18 protein-coding genes are annotated in these 17,166 nt (G+C 62.8%); 3 read left to right on the forward strand and 15 right to left on the reverse strand.

The features are described from left to right. Positions 1-62: 62 nt before the first annotated feature. The 3 genes from B7495_RS17995 (at position 63) to B7495_RS18005 (ending at position 4,964) form a co-directional block, all read left to right on the forward strand. On the forward strand, positions 63-2,330 hold the full coding sequence (locus tag B7495_RS17995; RefSeq protein ID WP_088458196.1) for a GH25 family lysozyme: 2,268 nt from the start codon (positions 63-65) through the stop codon (positions 2,328-2,330). A 522-nt stretch (positions 2,331-2,852) separates the two neighbouring features. Beyond that, positions 2,853-3,422, forward strand: coding sequence for a DUF4232 domain-containing protein (locus B7495_RS18000; protein WP_166789017.1), 570 nt, complete (start codon positions 2,853-2,855; stop codon positions 3,420-3,422). A gap of 1,353 nt (positions 3,423-4,775) precedes the next feature. Then, positions 4,776-4,964 (forward strand): hypothetical protein, encoded by a 189-nt coding sequence (locus B7495_RS18005; protein WP_088458198.1) that lies wholly within the window; start codon positions 4,776-4,778, stop codon positions 4,962-4,964. A 47-nt stretch (positions 4,965-5,011) separates the two neighbouring features. On the opposite strand, the gene B7495_RS18010 is transcribed toward B7495_RS18005, so the two are convergent. From B7495_RS18010 to B7495_RS18075, 15 genes are all read right to left on the reverse strand, one after another. Beyond that, positions 5,012-5,827, reverse strand: coding sequence for an endonuclease (locus tag B7495_RS18010; protein ID WP_088458199.1), 816 nt, complete (start codon positions 5,825-5,827; stop codon positions 5,012-5,014). A gap of 2 nt (positions 5,828-5,829) precedes the next feature. Next, positions 5,830-7,125: a DNA cytosine methyltransferase gene (locus B7495_RS18015; protein WP_088458200.1), complete on the reverse strand. Its 1,296-nt coding sequence runs from the start codon at positions 7,123-7,125 to the stop codon at positions 5,830-5,832. Between the two features lie 366 nt (positions 7,126-7,491). Beyond that, positions 7,492-7,860, reverse strand: coding sequence for a single-stranded DNA-binding protein (locus B7495_RS18020; protein WP_088458201.1), 369 nt, complete (start codon positions 7,858-7,860; stop codon positions 7,492-7,494). 46 nt (positions 7,861-7,906) lie between these two features. Beyond that, the gene (locus tag B7495_RS19740) at positions 7,907-8,257 is read right to left on the reverse strand and encodes a glutaredoxin domain-containing protein (protein ID WP_088458202.1); all 351 of its coding nucleotides are present in this window, start codon (positions 8,255-8,257) and stop codon (positions 7,907-7,909) included. A gap of 71 nt (positions 8,258-8,328) precedes the next feature. Further along, on the reverse strand, positions 8,329-8,652 hold the full coding sequence (locus B7495_RS18030; RefSeq protein ID WP_088458203.1) for a hypothetical protein: 324 nt from the start codon (positions 8,650-8,652) through the stop codon (positions 8,329-8,331). Further along, the gene (locus tag B7495_RS18035; RefSeq protein WP_240632530.1) at positions 8,649-9,431 is read right to left on the reverse strand and encodes a ParA family protein; all 783 of its coding nucleotides are present in this window, start codon (positions 9,429-9,431) and stop codon (positions 8,649-8,651) included. The genes B7495_RS18030 and B7495_RS18035 overlap by 4 nt, the downstream gene beginning before the upstream one ends. 358 nt (positions 9,432-9,789) lie before the next feature. After that, positions 9,790-9,984, reverse strand: a complete 195-nt coding sequence (locus B7495_RS18040) for a hypothetical protein (RefSeq protein WP_088458204.1) — start codon at positions 9,982-9,984, stop codon at positions 9,790-9,792. A 28-nt stretch (positions 9,985-10,012) separates the two neighbouring features. Next, positions 10,013-10,432 carry a DUF3846 domain-containing protein gene (locus B7495_RS18045; RefSeq protein ID WP_166789016.1) on the reverse strand — a complete coding sequence of 140 codons (420 nt, stop codon included), beginning with the start codon at positions 10,430-10,432 and terminating at the stop codon, positions 10,013-10,015. Between the two features lie 362 nt (positions 10,433-10,794). Then, positions 10,795-11,232 (reverse strand): hypothetical protein, encoded by a 438-nt coding sequence (locus B7495_RS18050; protein ID WP_088458206.1) that lies wholly within the window; start codon positions 11,230-11,232, stop codon positions 10,795-10,797. Between the two features lie 138 nt (positions 11,233-11,370). Then, entirely contained in the window at positions 11,371-12,306 is a 936-nt protein-coding gene (locus B7495_RS18055) for a DUF3560 domain-containing protein (protein WP_088458207.1), read from the reverse strand. Further along, positions 12,306-12,494: a hypothetical protein gene (locus B7495_RS18060; RefSeq protein WP_088458208.1), complete on the reverse strand. Its 189-nt coding sequence runs from the start codon at positions 12,492-12,494 to the stop codon at positions 12,306-12,308. The genes B7495_RS18055 and B7495_RS18060 overlap by 1 nt, the downstream gene beginning before the upstream one ends. Positions 12,495-12,512: 18 nt before the next feature. Further along, positions 12,513-12,665, reverse strand: a complete 153-nt coding sequence (locus tag B7495_RS19190) for a hypothetical protein (protein ID WP_166789015.1) — start codon at positions 12,663-12,665, stop codon at positions 12,513-12,515. Between the two features lie 440 nt (positions 12,666-13,105). Further along, positions 13,106-14,512: a ParB/RepB/Spo0J family partition protein gene (locus tag B7495_RS18065; protein WP_088458209.1), complete on the reverse strand. Its 1,407-nt coding sequence runs from the start codon at positions 14,510-14,512 to the stop codon at positions 13,106-13,108. A gap of 241 nt (positions 14,513-14,753) precedes the next feature. Beyond that, positions 14,754-16,676: a hypothetical protein gene (locus B7495_RS18070; RefSeq protein ID WP_240632531.1), complete on the reverse strand. Its 1,923-nt coding sequence runs from the start codon at positions 16,674-16,676 to the stop codon at positions 14,754-14,756. Positions 16,677-16,880: 204 nt separating this feature from the next. Next, positions 16,881-17,111: a hypothetical protein gene (locus tag B7495_RS18075; protein WP_088458210.1), complete on the reverse strand. Its 231-nt coding sequence runs from the start codon at positions 17,109-17,111 to the stop codon at positions 16,881-16,883. Positions 17,112-17,166 lie beyond the last annotated feature (55 nt).

A 17,166-nucleotide genomic window follows, 5' to 3' on the forward strand; every position in this document is an offset into this window, starting at 1 on the left:
GTTCAAAACGAAGCGAGCCTCGATCGCGAGTCGGGGTTCTTAGAGAATAGCGAGTCAAACAAATGGCAATCACAGTTTCACAAGCAGAAGCGAACGGCCAAAGCCTGGCCGTTAACGGGTACAACGGCTCCATCCGAGATTGGGCCGGCTTGTGCCAGGCATTCATCTCGGATGCCACGCTCATGGACTCGGCCCCCTCCGCCTCCGACGCCCGTGGAAGCAGCGGGCAGGTGAACCCCAACTACAGCAGTGCGCCGCGAGGCGCCTTCCACTGGTGGAACTGCTGCGGCGGTGACGGGCACGTCGCACTTGACCTCGATGGTGGGGGCTCACGAGTGATGATGGCGAGCAGCGTAACGATGACGGTCGATTGGACCCACCACACCGGTACTATCTCTATCCCGCTCTACAACAATCGAACGGGAATGGATTACCTCGGTTGGACCGATAACTCAATTGGTCAGAGACTTTCCGACGCGGGAAGCAGCCCCCAGCCGCCCGTCGCACCAGTGGCAACCGAAGACGGAAAAACCCTGCAGAGACTCGCCCATATCGGGGGTTATACCGGTCCAATCGACGGTATCCCCGGTGTCGCGACCTGGAAAGGCGTCCAGTCTGTTCTACGCAGCTACAGCTACTCCGGCCCGATCGACGGAAACCCGGGTCAGAACACGTACGTGGCTCTGCAGAAGCTTGCGCAGGAGGGTGGCTATAAGGGTCCGTTGGATGGCGCCCCAGGTCCCGCGACATACGCAGGCGTCGCAGTCTGGGTCACCAACCACACCGGAAGCACTCCGATTCCCTCGACGCAGCGTGGAGTGTACGGGATCGACGTGGCACGCTATCAGACCGGCCTGAACTTCCCCGGTGTGAAAAATGCCGGATTTCAATTCGCGATCGTGCGACTCGGCGGGTCGAATGTTTCCATCTTCGTGGATTCTTTGTATCACCAGAACGTGGATGCGGCACGCACCGCCGGCATGATCGTGGGTCACTACTGGGTGGCCGGGACTGGAACGGCTGCGGCTGACGCGAAGTACTTCCTGGACCATCTCTATGACTACCGGGACGGTGACCTTCTCGCGCTGGACAATGAAGGCGTCGACTCCGGCGTCGTCTGGGACGACGCGCGCGTTGCTGCTTTCGTAAACGCAGTAAGGACGGCTACGGGTAAGGCAGCTTTCCATTACACGACGCGGAGCATCGCGGCCTCAAGGACTTGGGCGACCACACAAGCCACGGGGTCCAAGCTGTGGATTGCCGACCCCGATCATGCCGCCGGAAGTCCTCAGTACCCGAACTATCCGGACTGGGCAATCCACCAGTACGGAATGAGCTATCTCGGGGGCATCCAAACGGATGTCAACATGGCAAAACTCAGCGCTTTCACCGGATGGGCGACCCCGCCGTATGGCGAAACCATTCCGCCCACCGGCGCGGTCACTCCGGCTACACCCCCGAGTTCAATCAATAGTGCTCAGGCAGTAACGCTGCAGAAGATTGCCAAGCAGGGCGGCTACACCGGCCCGGTCGACGGAGTCATGGGCACGAACTCTTGGAAGGGGGTTCAGACCCTTCTCCACAGCCGTGGATACTACGACGGCCCGATCGACGGCGCCCCGGGGACTAACACTTACAAGGGCCTGCAGATGCTCGCGAAGGACTACGGATACACAGGTCCCATCGACGGTGCGCCCGGCACCAACACGTACATAGGCCTCGAAGGCTACCTCAGCGCGGTCGCAGGAGGCGTCGGTGCAATTTCGACTGCTGACGGGAAAACCCTGCAGCGCATCGCCAAAGCCGGCGGCTACACCGGAGCCGTGGATGGTGCTCTCGGAGTCAATTCCTGGAAGGGTGTGCAGACCGTACTCACCGGCTACAGCTACACCGGCCCATGTGATGGCGCCCCGGGCAGCAAAACCTACGCTGCGCTGCAGCGACTGGCCCAGAAGGGCGGCTATACGGGCGTGATCGATGGCGTGATGGGCACGAACTCGTGGAAGGGCGTCCAAACCGTTCTGCAGGGGTTCGGCTACACAGGTCCCATCGATGGTGCGCCGGGTACGAATACCTACATCGCCCTCCAGCGTATGGCGGGAATCGGTGGATACACCGGTCCAGCTGACGGGTCTCTTGGAAGCTTCTCATGGAAGGCTCTGCAGGCAATCTTCGCCGGCTGCTCCTACACGGGGCTCATCGATGGAGTACCGGGCACAAACACATACGCCACGCTGCAGTTGCTCGCAACTGTGGGCGGCTACGTTGGCCCCCTCGACGGGATCCCCGGCCCACGCACGTACGCGGCACTTTCGAACCTGATTCGTTAGTCCACCAAGAGCGACACAACATGTCCGCCACAGCGCCCCGGGGTTCGAAAGGGCCCCGGGGCTCTTCCCAACAGAACAAACGGCCGGCGTCTTGGCGGAACATCGCAGGGGTACTGGGGGCTCTCATCCCCACTGCAAACGCAATTCTCCTAAGCGTCCAGGCGACGCTGGCTCAACCCGGCGTCGACCGGGTGATTCCGGGATGGGTCTACGCGACCGTGAACGGTGGCGTCCTGATCGGAGCACTTCTGACCAAGATCATCGCCGAAATTATCAGCACACCAATCTTTCGTCTGTGGCGGCAGCAACGCGACGGCACGAACACTCCTGGCCCGCGCAAGCGCCTAGACGAGAAAAAGCAAGGATAAACCAAAATGACTGCCACTACCAGACACCCATGCCGTCACACCGGTGGGCCCGCTTCTGCCCCGTCGGCCCAACGTATACTGCACCTACAACGACGACGAATATGGGGGGCACTAAATGCACGTTCGACCTCGTGGGGTAATCCAAATTATGGGGATGACCACTCTACTTTTGGCGGCAGTCGGACTCACGGCTTGCGCGAACGCGGCGCCCGCCGCCACGAACTCAGCTTCCCCAGCGTCGCCGACATCAAGCGAGACGCCCACGGCAATCGCCTCACCAACGCCCGATGTCCCCGCAGCGGGCTGCGATTTCACGTCGACAAGGGAAATCTTCAATCCGGAGGATCCGGAGAACGACGGCCTCTTCTACATAAAACTGACCAACACTGCCTCTACGGGCTGCCAATTGTCGGGGTATCCGGACGCTGCCTTGGTCGACTCGTCCGGTCAAACCGTGGGGGGACCTGCTTCACAACTCAACGACATCCCGGACCAGGTAGTCTCCGTGGAACCCGGGGGCGCAGCCTACGTGCTGATTGGTTTCAGGGGCCGCGCCCACTTCCCGAGTTGCAACCTCGTAGGCGCGGATGCAATCCGGATTCGAATTCCTCAGACCGGCCAGGAAGTCCTGGCCGATGTGAAGGATCTCGCAATTTGCGACCAAGACACCGCGGGGTGGTTGACGTTCAGCATCGCGCCGACGAAGGACAACGTCATCTCCTAATTGGGCAATGGATCCGAGATGACCTCGGGGATCGATGGAATCTCCCCCTTTATCCACGTCGAGGCGGCTGGCCCGTCGCCACCGTCTACGTAGTCGTGGGCAGTTGACATGCGCATTCGAAGCGTGTATCTGCCCAGCCAAGATCCCATCGGGGCCTTGAGGTTCTACCGTGACACTTTGGGATTGCCTGCCTCCGAATCGAGCGTGCCTCCGCAAGTGATGGTCGGCACCACTGTGATCAACTTAGTACCCCGACGAGTCATAGAAGGCGCGATGCATCTAGCCTTCACCATCCCGCAAAACCAGGTGCATGCAGCCCACCGATGGTTGTCAGAAAGGGTGCAGCCCCTCAAGAAATCGGGCGCTGACACATATAGCCAACCTGCCCCATGGCAGTCTGAGTCGATCTACTTCAAGGGTCCTGACGACGTTATCCTTGAGCTGATCGCTCGGAAGGCGTTGGCAAATGCCACCGACGGGCCGTTCTCCAGCTCCGACCTTCTTTGCGTGAGTGAGGTAGGTCTGCCCGTCGCTGATGTGGTTGAGACTTCTGGACAGGCCTGCGAAGCTTTTGGCCTTGAGCCCTTGGGCCCCACGTCTGAACACTTCGCTGCCGTGGGCGATCAGGAGGGACTCCTAATCTTTGTCCGCCGTGGCCGGCCATGGATACCGACATTGAATGCAGTCGCCGTCTGCGGCCCCTCAGCCGTGGGCATAACGGACGTGCCAAGATCGTCCACCTTGGAACTCGATTTCGGCCGAATATCGAGCGTCCGAGGTTCGGGGGGATCGGTCGATGATCGCCGAGCGAGCGTCGTCCTTGACCAGACCATGCTCCCGGACGCTGCTGATCGGATCGCTCCGGAGCCCCAGTCGCTCGGTGCCCGAAGCCCGAGTCGCTCGGTGCCCGAAGCTCCAGCCTCATCTGCACACGAAACTGGAGGACCCTGGCAAGGCGAGCGGGTAATCGTGTGCGCACACTTCCGCCGAAAGCTCGCCCAGCGTTTCGACCCATCGGCGGCCGTCCATTCTGCGGATCCGCAACGCGACTTGGATCAAACCTTAGCGTTGAGCATGTCTCCACTCGGCTGGTGGCGCTTGGTCGGCCCTGGAATTGCGGGTGTCAACGTCGCATCCCACGGGCGACTTCAAGCGGCGGAAAGCGACAGCAGCCATGTCCGTTTTCGAGACGAGCTCGTTGAGCAGTTCGACGCACCTGAACAGCAAGCGTCCCAGACCTGAGTAAATGGTGTGAGCGACAACAACAACTTTGGGCCTCGACACTCCTTGGCAATCGCACCGGTTCCTGCTTCACGGAACCTGACAAAAGGAATCAGCGCTAGCGTTTGTGGAATGGAGAATCAGCCGTACATGATCGCAGCCGACCCCAGTGAACCCGGCTCCCGAGTCGTGGTCACTGAGCCGGATGGCCAGCAGCTGCACATCCGTCGTGAGGACGCTGACCCCGAACACCGGTTCATTGCCTACCGGCTCGCAGCGGGCTGGTTCGGCAATCTGCCGGCAGGGTACGAGACGGACTAGAAAAGGTCCATCACTATAAAGAACCTCGGAGAATCAAACACGGGGTCCTACACATCCTCGTAACCAGCAGCGAGGTCGTAGATCCGGAGGTCTACGGCGGTGATATCACTCGCCGAGACGAGCTTGTAGTGAGCCTCTCGCCGGATGACGACTCGGTCGTCTTGCACTGTCAGGTCGAAAAGCGCGATGAGTCCGTCACCTGCGAACTGCACCGAGATGTTGCGGCAAATCATTTCTGGCCACTTCACGGCGCAGGCCGCCATGTCCTGCTCGACTTGAGTAATCCCGAGCCTGTCCGATCCCCCTTTGGCCTGTACTGGCAGGATGAACTGGCGTCCATACCGGTCGACGGCGGCGTAGATCTCGTCTACTTCGACCTGTCCGATATCGGCGACGTTCGTCCGAAGGTGGTTCTGCAAGGAGTACGACGCCACGCCCAGAAAGATATCGATGAGGCGGTTATAGCGGACCTTCGCCAGCAGCGCCTGTTCGTCACTTAGTGCTGCTGCAGCGATGATTTCCGGAGTCGCGTCGGGGATCTTCGTCACGCTCAGAGACGGATTTGGCGTGATCGGAATCTGTGCGGGGATCGCGTCGAACCTGTACTTTCCATCTCCCGAGCCGCGGATGATCCATTCCATGCCCTTCAGAGCCGTGGCGTTGATTGCAGAGGGCATGTCCTTCCTGAAGCGATATGTGTAGGGGATGTCACCCAAATTCTTGACACGTTTCAGCCCCAGCGCCTCGGCACCCACGTCGAGATCTTCCCTGTCCCACTCGACGCGAACATCGCCTTTGAGATAGTGATGTTTGAAAACCCAGTTGAGGATCTGCTCGTAACGGGGTGGTTCCTTCGCGGCCACGCTCAGCCGACCTTGCGATCACGCTGCGGGATCACTCGTTCGGTGAGTTTAAAATGCTCATGGGCCTGGCCTGAAGTCATATACAGCAGGTCGGTCGAGCCGAGCTTGACCGGCTTCCCCTTCGTCGGCGTCACGCAGTCAGCAGCGAGGATCGCGGCGCCAACTGCACGCCCTAGTCGAGCAGGAACAGAGTTCCCAATTTGGCGGAAGCCGTTCCACTTTGTGACGTGGAACCTGAACCAATCTGGGTAGCCGTGCAAGCGCGCCGCTTCTCGCACAGTTATGACGCGCGAGTGCACCGGGTGGATCGGCCGCGGCGCCGTGTACGCTCCACGGTCCGATGCGGTTCCAGCTCGAAGGGTGTTGCAGAGGCCGTCGGGGTGAAGTCGCAAGAATCTACTCACTTTTTCAGTCGTGCCCGGCTCGGCGGCACGGAACCTGTCGATTGACTTTTTGGTGTGCACGGTACGGGCGGATGAGGTCAGTTCGTCGGCTATGCGCGGACGAGGGCGGGAGAAATCAGTGGGGTCCGACTTGGAGCCGCGCAGCCTGGAGGCGTACTGGCTTGCTGCTCCGTATTCGACAGATTCGATGTTGTCGTCGTGCAGCAGCTCGTCGAAGAGGTCGGCGTCAGGGAGGTCCCCCAGTGCGTCCAGCACGCTCGGCCCGAGTGGCAGCGTCGAGCTTTTCGGTACGTCCCCTTTGATGGTGCGCGGGGTGTGAGTCGCTTTGGGGTACTCAGGAAGTTCGATGTCGTTACGCGCTCCTAAGAGGAAGACTCGTCGCCGCGACTGGGGTGCGCCGTACTCCGCGGCCTGAAGTACCGTAATCGGAGTTACGACTCGGTAGTTGCCGCTGGCCTCAACCGTTTCCACGACCTCATCAATGAGCTGACGATGCCCGCCGATCATGAGTCCGGCCACGTTCTCCATCAGGAAGTAGCGCGGTTTCAGCTCGAGGACAACGCGAACAAACTCTTTCAGAAGCAAGTTCCGGGGGTCGTCGATGGCGCGGCGACCGATCATGGAGATGCCTTGGCAAGGCGGCCCGCCTGCTACGAGATGGATCTCCCGGTCACCTATCTCGGATTCCTCGCGGATCTGAGCCCCAGATATCTTAGACACGTCGGCGCAGAACGTCTTGCCTTGCGGGAAGTTGAACTCGTGTACCGCGGCGTGAATGGGATCGTACTCGACGGCGGCCGCGATTTCGTACCCGGCCTGTTCAAGGCCAAGCGAGAGGCCTCCGGCTCCTGCAAAGAGATCCACTGCGAGTGGCCGGCGAACGTCAATCAACATGGGTCAAAGACTATCTTCGTCGATCGATGTTCGCCGAATCGAGGACTCCGCGCCGCGTGTCGCCTGCCTCACACCGGCAGTGGGGATTCCTCGCCTGAACCAGTGTCAGACGCGGTTGAGGTTTCGAGGCTGCTGGCACTGTTGAATGCGTCTTCGGTGTAGCCCGCTGGCAGTGAAAACGCCCCCGGCCGGGAGAGTGAACGGCCAGGGGCGTTGCTCATGGGGCGTGGCTATGCTTCGTTATTCGTCGTGGCGCGTGCCGCTCGACGATCACGCTCGTCAGCGCTTTCAGCGCGTTCGTTGCGATGGTGCGTGTCACCGGCGCGAAGCCCTCGCCCCTGGATGGGGCGTCGGCCGCGGAGTCGATTACGCCTGGTCGTCTGGCTTCCTGTTGCGGCGGATCTGCGCAACGGCGCGACTGAGGTCGGCGCCGATGTAGTCGGCGTCGATGACTCGACCAAAGGTCTTGGATCCTTCGGCGCCCCAGCTGTTGGTGTGCTCGCGACCGACGACGATCACCGCGTCGCCCTTGTGGAACGTCGCCGCTGCGTTCTCGCCTAGCTCGAACTTGGCTTCTACGAAATGCGTCGTCGGGTCCACGTGCTCCATGTACCTTCCGGCGCGATACTCCCCCGTGTTCTCGATGACTCTAAACTTCGTGATGTTGAGACTGCCGGCCTTCACTACGTCGACGTCGGCGGCGAGGTTCCCAATGATCGTGCGCTGAGTTGACATGTGCTCTGTTTCTTCGGTTGATTGTGCGGTTGTGTGCGGTTCTGAACTAGATGGCTAATGCGGTGATGATTTCGGGCCGGAACCCGGACCAGCTGGTGGACTCCATCTCGACGACTGTGTAACTGACGCCCACCTGGTCAAGCTTCATCTTCGTCATCCGACACGGCTGGCACTCTGGCAACGTATAGACGACCACTGACTCACTCATAACTCCGCCCCTCCCCCACCAACAATTTTTCGTGCCTGTCTGGCAGAGGGAATCGATTGAGAGCGGGAACGCCGCAGTGCAGGGTCGTGGAAACACTGGAACGGGCGCAGCGAGTGAGGATATGCCGCGAAAGCCTGGAACGAGAGGCACGCAGCAAACTACGGTGAACGGCCAGACAGACGCAACCATCACAGGCTCTACAGTGCCGCACAGCGGCTCCCCTCGGTGCCGGCCTCCGTGCCGGTGACCGTCTTGAATGGCTATTTTGTTTGGTACTTCTCGCGTATGGCGGCCTCGACAACGCTACGGATCGTTGCGCCGTCTTCCGCGGCCGAAGCTGCGTCGATGAGTTCGAGAACATCGGGGGCCAGCCGGGTACTGAACGGCACCGTGGCCTCGCGGCGTGGGCGGCCGCGACGCGGTGCGGCGCCGGCCGTAGCCACGGGGGCCTGAAAGGCCACAGGGGCGGCCTGGGGGGTCGGTGCGCTCTGGCGGTAGTCCACCGGGTCTACGCGTTCGTCGGGTGCCGCCTGCGGCTTGCGGCGGCGGCTGAGGTCTGGTCGATCTTGCTGCTGGTCGCTCATCGAATCACCTGGTTCACGATCTTGGTGTAGGCGGCCACGACGGGCGCGCCCTTCCTGTAGTTGCCGTACCACTCCCCCGTGAGGCGAACTTCTTGAATGATTGCCCTTTCGGGCACTAGGGGCATGAGAAGCATTCCGGTGTCGCGCAGCTCGTCCGTGCTGGCAACGGCTGGTCGGGAAGGGATTGTCTCTTGGACCCTGCCGCAGACGATCCCGGCCTCTGAGAGCGTGATGGGTGCGCCGATGCGCTCCCTGCTGAGGCGGAACTGTTCGACAGTGCGCCGTGCGCCTGCAACGCCGTCCACGCCGTCACTGGAGGCCGTGGCGGCATAAACAATCGAGTCGGCAGCATTCAACGCTGACAGGATGAGCGGGCCGCCCTGCCTGTTGGGGCAGTCGATAACCACCAGGTCAGCGGAGATACCGACAAGTGCCGTTCGTAGTCTCAATTCGGCGTGGTCTGCTCGATCAGCCTCACGGTTGGAGACGTTGCGAGCGGAAGGAATCACGCGGAGATTCTTTGACCAGGTGGACTGCACGGCCAAGTCCTCGCCCCATCCTTGCGGGTCTTCGTCTCCGAGAATCGCGCCGACGTGGAGGCCTTCACCGGAGGGTGCGACGTCGAGCCATTTGGTCGCTGCCGCACGGGGGTCAAGATCAACCAGGACCGTCCGCCGGCCTTGGTCGGCGGCGGTCATTGCGATCGATACGGCGGTAGTCGTTTTCGAGACGCCGCCCGATTCGCTGTAGACCATTAATGTTTGCATGCTTTCAATCATTCCTGCTTGCATTCCTTCTGTCAATCATTCCTGCATTCTGTCTTTCTATCTTTCTGTCTTTCTGTCTTTCATGCATTAATTATTCGACTCGAAGAACGGGCAACACTTCGCTATCGCGCCTACGGGGGAGTGTGAGGGGGTCGCCCCTCACCGGCCGGCCCGCGAGGGCCAGCCGGCAGTTGGTCCTGGCTAGTCGGCCTCGACAAGGCACTGGGGGCAGCTCTTGGCGATTGCTAGGGCGCGGTCGAAGTCGTCCATGCGGTGCAAGCTCTGGTGGTCGGCGCATGCGCAGAATCGTTCGGTCATGGTGTTGCCTTCCGGCTGGGGGAGGGGCGGCCCTGGCCGCCCCTCCGGGTCGTTAGTCGTTTACGCGGGTGAGGGTGTCGACGAAGGTCACGTATCCGGCGCTGGCGATCGTTGCTGTGTGCGCCAGCGTGTATCCGGCTTGTGCGTGGCTGTGCAGATCCTCGCCACGCTTGGCGAGCTGACGGGTACGGCTCCAACTGTTGTCGTCGATTTTGGTGACTCGCGTCTGGATTGTTTCGATGCTCATAGTGACCATTGCTCTTCCTCCCGTGCTGCTAGATGTTGCGGAGCATGCTGACGATGGTGGGGAACGGCGACAGGTTCTCAATGAGCGTGTCGACGCTTCCCGGGTCGGGCTTTTGGGCGAAAGCCTTCTGGACCCGCGCGAACTGGCTATCGCTGAGCCCTACGGTTTGGCCTTCGGGGTTGGTGCCGACTGCGATGGCGGTTCCAAAGATCACGGTCGGGTTGCCGAGCCGATGGGCGAGCACGGTTGCGGGCAGGTTCAGGGTCGACCCGTTGATGAGTCCCTCATCATCGACGAAAAGGTCGATGCTGTCGGCCACGTCGACGACGGCGAACATACGGCAGCCGATGGCGGCCGCGATGTCGTTGTCACCCTTCGCGCTGTCCAGGTCGAGCGTGGTGATGGTTTCGGTCGGGTCGATCTTGACGCTGCGGATGGTGGTGGTCATGGTGTTTCCCTCTCCAAGGATGGTGAGATAAGCGGGGTCCCGGGCTCTCATGGGCAGTGGTTGTGTTGTCGTCCACCGTTTCTCTGCCCTTGGTGGCAAGAGAAATCGATTGAGAGCGGGAGTGCCGTAGTGCACGCAATCTGGTGCGAAATAAGGGAGCTTGCGACCGCGCTCCAGATTGTGGGTGACGCAGGCACGGAGCGAACTACGATGATCGGCCACCAAGGGAAGAAAAGTTCTGTCAGGGTCAGGCCGGCGCAGCCGGCTCCGCGTGGATCCGGCCTCCGTGCCGGATTCACCTGGGGGAGTGTGAGGGGGCGCCGTCCCCCTCACGGCCGACCTCGTGAGGGTCGGCCCGGCGGTCAGGTGGTGGCAGTTGACCTGGCGGTTACGTCGTCTTGGTCGCCTTCCCAGAAGTGGCCTAGTCCGGCGTCGACCATGCTGCGGATCAGCGCGGCCGCGTTGATGCCGCGTGCAGCTCGATCGGGAAAAGACAGGGTGACGGTGATGCTCTGGGTGGGGGCAGCCTGGTCGACGTCGCCGTGCTGCGCGTCGGTGGCGTATTGGTACGTCCACGCGATCGCAACGGCGCCACTCGGGCCGTCGCCTTGGGGAGTGATACCGGCGCGGTGTTCGTCCTGGCCGGGGTGGGGTGCTCTGCTGCAGCTCCACTGGATCCCGACAACGTCGACGGTCGTCGTTCCATATCTCGCCCCGGTGGGACTGAGGTCGGCGTCGGGGACGTCCTGGTCGAGCTGGTGCGCCTCGAGCGTGGCGGGACGTTGGTAGGTGATGATCATGGCCGGATCTCTTGTCGTCCCTGTGTCGGGACCGTTCTCGAAGGTGGGTGCCGGGCTGGGCCGGCTGTACTTGGTGGGGGAGTGTGAGGGGGTGTCCCCTCACGGCCGGCCCTGGGTGGGCCGGCCGCTGGGGCGGGACTACTCGGGCCGCACGAGCTGCTGAATCTCGGCGTACGGGGCGGTGTCGGTCCAGGTGTAGCCGGTGGTGACGCTGACCGTTTTGAGGTTGGCGCGCACGACGTCGCGCCACTGGCCGCGGATCTTCACCCGGTCGCCCTTCTTGACGGTGGAGCGGTCGTAGCCGGTGGCCGTGCCGCTGGCGACCTGGGCGGCGCGTACGGCTTCCCAGTAGGCGATCTGGTCGCGCTTCTCGTCGATGTGCGGGGCGAGGCGTGTCGCCCGGGCCTGGATCTGCTCGGCGGTGGCGTCGATGTAGCCGCGTGTGTCGCCGTAGCACTGCGCGGTTATGCGGCGTTCGAGCTTGCGGAGCTCAGCGCCCAACGTTTCGATGCGGTTGGCCACGGTGACCGGGTTGTAACGGGCGTCTGTGGTGTGGGTGGCCGCGTCGGCGCGGGCCTGGGCGACGGTGGCCTCTGCGCTGGCTTCGACTGATTTACGCATGGCGGTATCTGCTTTGGCGATCGCGTTACGGTGGCGGCCTTCGGAGTGGTGGCCAACCTTGATCGGCTCGCCTCCCTCGGGCAGCCGGTCCAGCGCCGCGCGGGCCTTGTCGTAGGCAGCATCTTCCGCGCCGGTCTTGCGCTCTGCCTTCGCGGCCAGGGCGTCGACCCGGTCGGCCTGGCGCTCGATCTTTCCGGCCTCGACGTCGGCGGTTGCGCGGTGGCTGCTGTCGATTTCGGTTGTGACCTCGAACCCGGCGGCTTCAAGCGCCGTCTTGGTGCGGGTGATGGTGTGCAGCTTGGGCAGGCGGTCGCGGGACTGGGGGACGAACCATGCGCTGATGCTGCGACCCCAGCGCCATCCGGTGGACTTGAGGACTTCGGCGGTTCCGTCGCCTCGGCTGGTCCCGTCGATCATCGTTCCGGCTTCGTGGGTGTGGGTGATGGTGAGCATTAGCGGGTTCCTCTCGGGGTTGCACTGGCGTTGACGCGGGAGCCGTTCGGGGTCATGACGATGACGAACCGGCTGCGGGGGTTGGGGTAGCTCTGGCTGTTCCAGTAGGTCGACATGTCGGCGCTGCTGAGCAGGCTTTCGGCCCCGAGCACTCCGGGAGTCAGGGGCGGAAGCTGAGTGGTGAGCATGAGTCTTTTTCCCTCGGTCTAGGCGAAGCTGTCGGCGTAGCGGCTGGCGGTGCAGGTTTCGCCCGGCTGAGTGTCTGCGGCACCTTCGGACCGGCAACCGCTGCAGGCGCACCCACCGGCGTAGCGCTCCCGGGGATAGGTGTTCTCGTACGGGTAATCTGACTCAGCCATGGGTTCTCTCCCTCTTGAACAACTGTTTTTTTGCCCTATCTGGCAAGAGAAATCGATAGCGACCGGGAGTGCGTAGTGCACGGATTCTCGGGCGAAATAAGCCCGCAGGGCGCGTCCGAGAATTTGGGCACGGAGGCACGGGAGGGAGCTACGGTGAAACGCCAGAAAGGACAAAAAGGCCCTTGGGACAGTGCCGCGCAGCGGCTCCAAATTGCTTGCGACGGCATCGCCGTCGTGGTTTCAGAGTGATATCACTCTGATATCCCCCGGCCGCGCAACGGCTCAAATTGGGGGATGGGTACAGCGGCCGCGCCGCTGTTCTGTCACGGCCCGTCAGGGGCGTGTGCCTGGGTGCAGGTTCCGGCCTCCGTGCCGGTGCCGGGGACGGAAGAACCCGGCGCGACAGTTTCGGGTACTGTCGCGCCGGGTCGGGGAAGAAGCTACTCCTGAGTGCCCTTAGCGGCTACGGCTTCGACTGCCTTGGTCGCGGCCTTCTCCGCAACGGTGTCGATCACGATTTGCTCAACGTCGCTGAGGCCGTAGCCCCATGCTGCCAGCTGCTCGAAGTATCGGGCGCTAGTGGCGTTCGGGTATCGCCATGTTTCCTTGCTGGTGCTGTCCTCGATACCGGCCAGGACGATTGCGAGGCTGACGTGCTGCGCCTTGGTGGGGGTCTTTTCCACCAGTGCAGCGAGCTTGTCGGCATCCCCGTAGTTCGCCCGCTTCATGCCGAGCAGAGTGTGCGCGAGCACGTTTCCGTTCTGGATGGCTTTGCCGACCATGCTGTGGTGCACGGTCAGGCCCACGGTGATGGCCTGGGTGGCATCCTTCGGGAGCGTCTTACGGCTCAGGAACTCTGCCAGCCATTCGCGGCGCACGACCTCAGCGCTGGCCCACGCCTTGTTGTTGGCGATCAGGGTCTTACGTTCGTGCTTCTGCTCTTCGGTCATCGGGCCGCTGGTGGCCCCGCTGCCGCTGGACTTGCGGAATCCGGCAGTCTTGGGGTCTTTCAGGAAGTAGCGCACGGTGGCCGTGTCGCTGTTGCTGTACGCGTACACGTAGGCGGCGCGGCCTTCGCTGGTAGCGATGTGCTCGGCGGTGACTGATTCGCCGTCTGCGGTGGTCAGGTAGGTGATGCTCGTGTAGTCGGTTTCGTAGGATCCACGGTCGCGGTCCAGAACCTCGAAGCCGCGCGCGATCAGGTCGGCGGCCGCGTCTGCCTTCATCGTCGCTACCCGCTTGTCGTCGCGTGCGCGCTGCGCTGCGTGGTCGAACTGCTCGGGGCTGGTGGTGGCAATGTCGATGAGTACGGACACGGTTTCGTCGTCGCCCTCGAACTCGATCAGCGCGGCAGCCTGGTCGAGGGTGAGTGAGTGGCTGACGATGGCGGATGCCGCGACGGCGTTCTCTGCGACAGCGATTCCGGCCTTGACTGTGGCGGGCTTGCTGCCCAGTCGCTTGGCGATCACGGCGGGGGTCAGTCCCTCGAAAGCCAACTGCTGGAATGCGGCAACCCGGTCGGCGTCGGTGACGGCCTCGCGGTGATCGTTCTCGGCCATCTGCTGCACGATGCGCTCGACGGTCGTTTCGTCGGCGGCAACGATGTAAGCGGGGATGGTGGCTAGTCCGGCCTCACGAGCGGCGAGGGTGCGGCGCTGACCTGCTCGCACGATGATGTTGCCCTGGTCGTCTCGCCGGGCGAGGATCGGCGTCAGGACGCCGTTTGCCTTGATGCTGGCCACGAACTCGCGGCCGAGCTGAGCTTCGGTGCGCACGTTGGCTTCTACAACGATCAGATTCGGGTCAATGTGCTCGATGGTGCCGACATTTACGGTGGTGTTAGTCATTGGGTTCTCTCTCCATCAACTGTTTTTTTGGCCTGTCTGGCAAGAGAAATCGATTGAGAGCGGGAGTGCTGTAGTGCAGGGTCGTGGAATACCGCAGCGCAGCGAGGATATGCCGCGAAAGCCCGAAACGAAGGCACGGAGCGAACTACGATGACCGGCCAGACAGACGAAAAAAAGAAACAAGGCGGCCGCGCAGCGGTCCCAGGCCCACAGGGCTCACCGGAGGTGGTTTCTCTGCCGATTAGGCAGCGCTCGACCACCAGAGCGAACCAGGGGCCAACATTCCGTTGACGGCCCAATAGCGGGCCATGCGGTGATCACCCCGGCCGTCGCGGTCGCGGGGGTAGAGCGGCCAGCTGCGTTCACCTGGCCGGCTGTCGGTGAATTCGAGAGTGCGGCTCGTGACGTGGAGTCGGCGCATGCGGGCTCGAGGCGCTGTGGTCATCCGGTCAATTTCTGCGTGCCACCATGCCCACACTTCACGTTCGGCTCGATACCGTTCGGTTCGATCAGCCAGGGCGCCGGCTACTCCCTCGGTGCGAGCTGCATGGTCCCGAAGATCCCTCTTGGACCTGGCCCAGCCCTCGGAGTGTTTGACGATGAGCTTGTGACGGCGGAGCCGGCTGAGGATGGTAGCGGTGTGCCTAGTCGAGACACCCAGTAGACGAGCAGCGGTTTCAACGGTCAGTGCGGGGATCTGGCGTAGGAGTGCGTAGACCTTCCCGGCGAGGTGTCCAAGGCCAGCACGGGTGAACAGGTCGTGGCGCTGGTCGGTGAGTTGGTTCTCGAGCTCAGTGACCAACGCGGCCCTGAGGTTAAAGAGTTCGGAGGGGGGGCGGGGGTTATTGAGTAGTTGTGGCCGGACTGTACCGGGGGTTGTGGAAAACTCGCGGAGTAGGCGCCATTCGGCGGCGTTGCCGTCATCGCAGGGCGTCACTCGTTCGATGAATCCATCCCGTGCGAGGGCTGTGAGGGCGTCTGCGGCCGTGGTGCGGCCGAGCCCTCCCATGAGTGCCAGGTCGCGGGTGGAGGCCGCTACGACCCGTTTCCCGGTCTGCAGGGTCAGGTAGGCCAGGGAGAGCAGGATTGTGCGCTGCGAGATTGCCTTCTCGGTGCGACCCCACCGGCCGGGGGAAGCCGTCAGGCGGCTCAGGAGCACGTCTACGTCGGTGACGAGGGCGTTCAGCTCCGTGAGGTCGGCGGGCTCACGGGAAGCCGGCAGCGGGCGTTGTACGGCCGCGAACTGCAGGGCCTTGGCCCACTGGCGTTCCAGTCGGGCGCGGGCTTCGCCCGTGGTTCGGTTGTGGCGGCTGCCTCGGCCGTTGTTCTTGGTGCGGTAGTGCTCCATGCCCGGCGCGCTCTTCGCTGCGTGCGCGACGTCGCCTAGCGTCCATCCGGCGTTGGCTGCGGAGAGCAGGCACGCAAACCCGGTCCAGCTGGGGTTGCTGCCGCCGCCGATCGTGGCCATGTGGGCGGTGCCTGCGCGGCTGAGGGTGCGGTGCGCCCTGTGGTGCTCGTTCACCGGACCGGCCGGGGCGCTGCCGGCTACGCGCAGCGCCGGCTTGCGCGTGTCGAGAGCCGCGGTGAGGGCGTCGAGGTCGTCGAGCGTCGTTGTGGCGGCGGTGAGGGCGTCGAGGTCGCCCCAGAGCACGGTGGAGCTGCTGCCGTCGCGGTGCGGCGACAGGGGCGGGCGGGCGGCGCCGGTACGCGGGTTGTTGAGCATGCCGTGGTCGAGGGTGCCGAAGTTGGCGTGTGCTGCGCCGGAGAGGGTGACCATGCGCCCGGCCGCCGCGCCCTCGCGGAGGGCAATCCAGATGTGCCGGCCGCCGGTGCCGGAGGACTGGCAGACGACGTGCGCGATCGACAGGCTGTCGAGGATGCGGGAGAGTGCGTCGCACTCGTCGTGAGCCTGTTCCATGAGGTCGACGTCGACCTCGCCCTTGATCTTGCCGTCGAAGTCGAAGCAGAGGACCCGGAAGAATCCGCGTTCGTCGGCCAGGTTCATCGCCCACGGCGTCGTGGGGGAGTGCGGCCCGACGCGTTGCACGCTGGGATAGGCGTTCTCGTCGAGACGGCCGTAGGCGTCCCGTTTCATCACGCGCACCTGGTCGCGGGGGCTGATTCGTCGCGTCAAATCCCAGGCTGTCCACGTTTTGGAGGACACGCCGGAAATATCTTGGCGCGTTTTGCGGTCGAAAACAGCGCTATCAGGTACTATCAGGTCATCACCTTCCTCCGGTTGGTGGTACTTCAAAGGCCCGGTTCAACCGGATCTTTACTGGAAGAGCTCGAACCTCGTGCCTGGCAGCTGAGAGGGTTTGAGCACCAATGCTTCAAGGCCCGTCGTGAAAACGACGGGCCTTATGCGTTAATCGGAGTCGATGGGCAGCTCCTCGTTGGTCTGCTTGGGCCACCACACGGGCAGGTTCGTACTTTCGTCAACCTCGATCTGAGCAACCAAGCGCTCAAAGAACACGGCAGAAGAAACTCCTGCGCTCTCCGCGATCGAGTCGAACCGCTCTTTTGACGCACGCTCAACCTCGTACCCGATGGAAATCGGGTCTTTCAGTGTGCCGCGTGCGCGACGTCGAGTAGCCATAGATCAATTGAACCCTAGCCCCATGGTTAACGCGCCAACGGTGTGGGCGTGTCGC

The sequence above is a fragment of the Cryobacterium sp. LW097 genome, assembly GCF_002205495.2.
Lineage (GTDB): Bacteria > Actinomycetota > Actinomycetes > Actinomycetales > Microbacteriaceae > Cryobacterium > Cryobacterium zongtaii.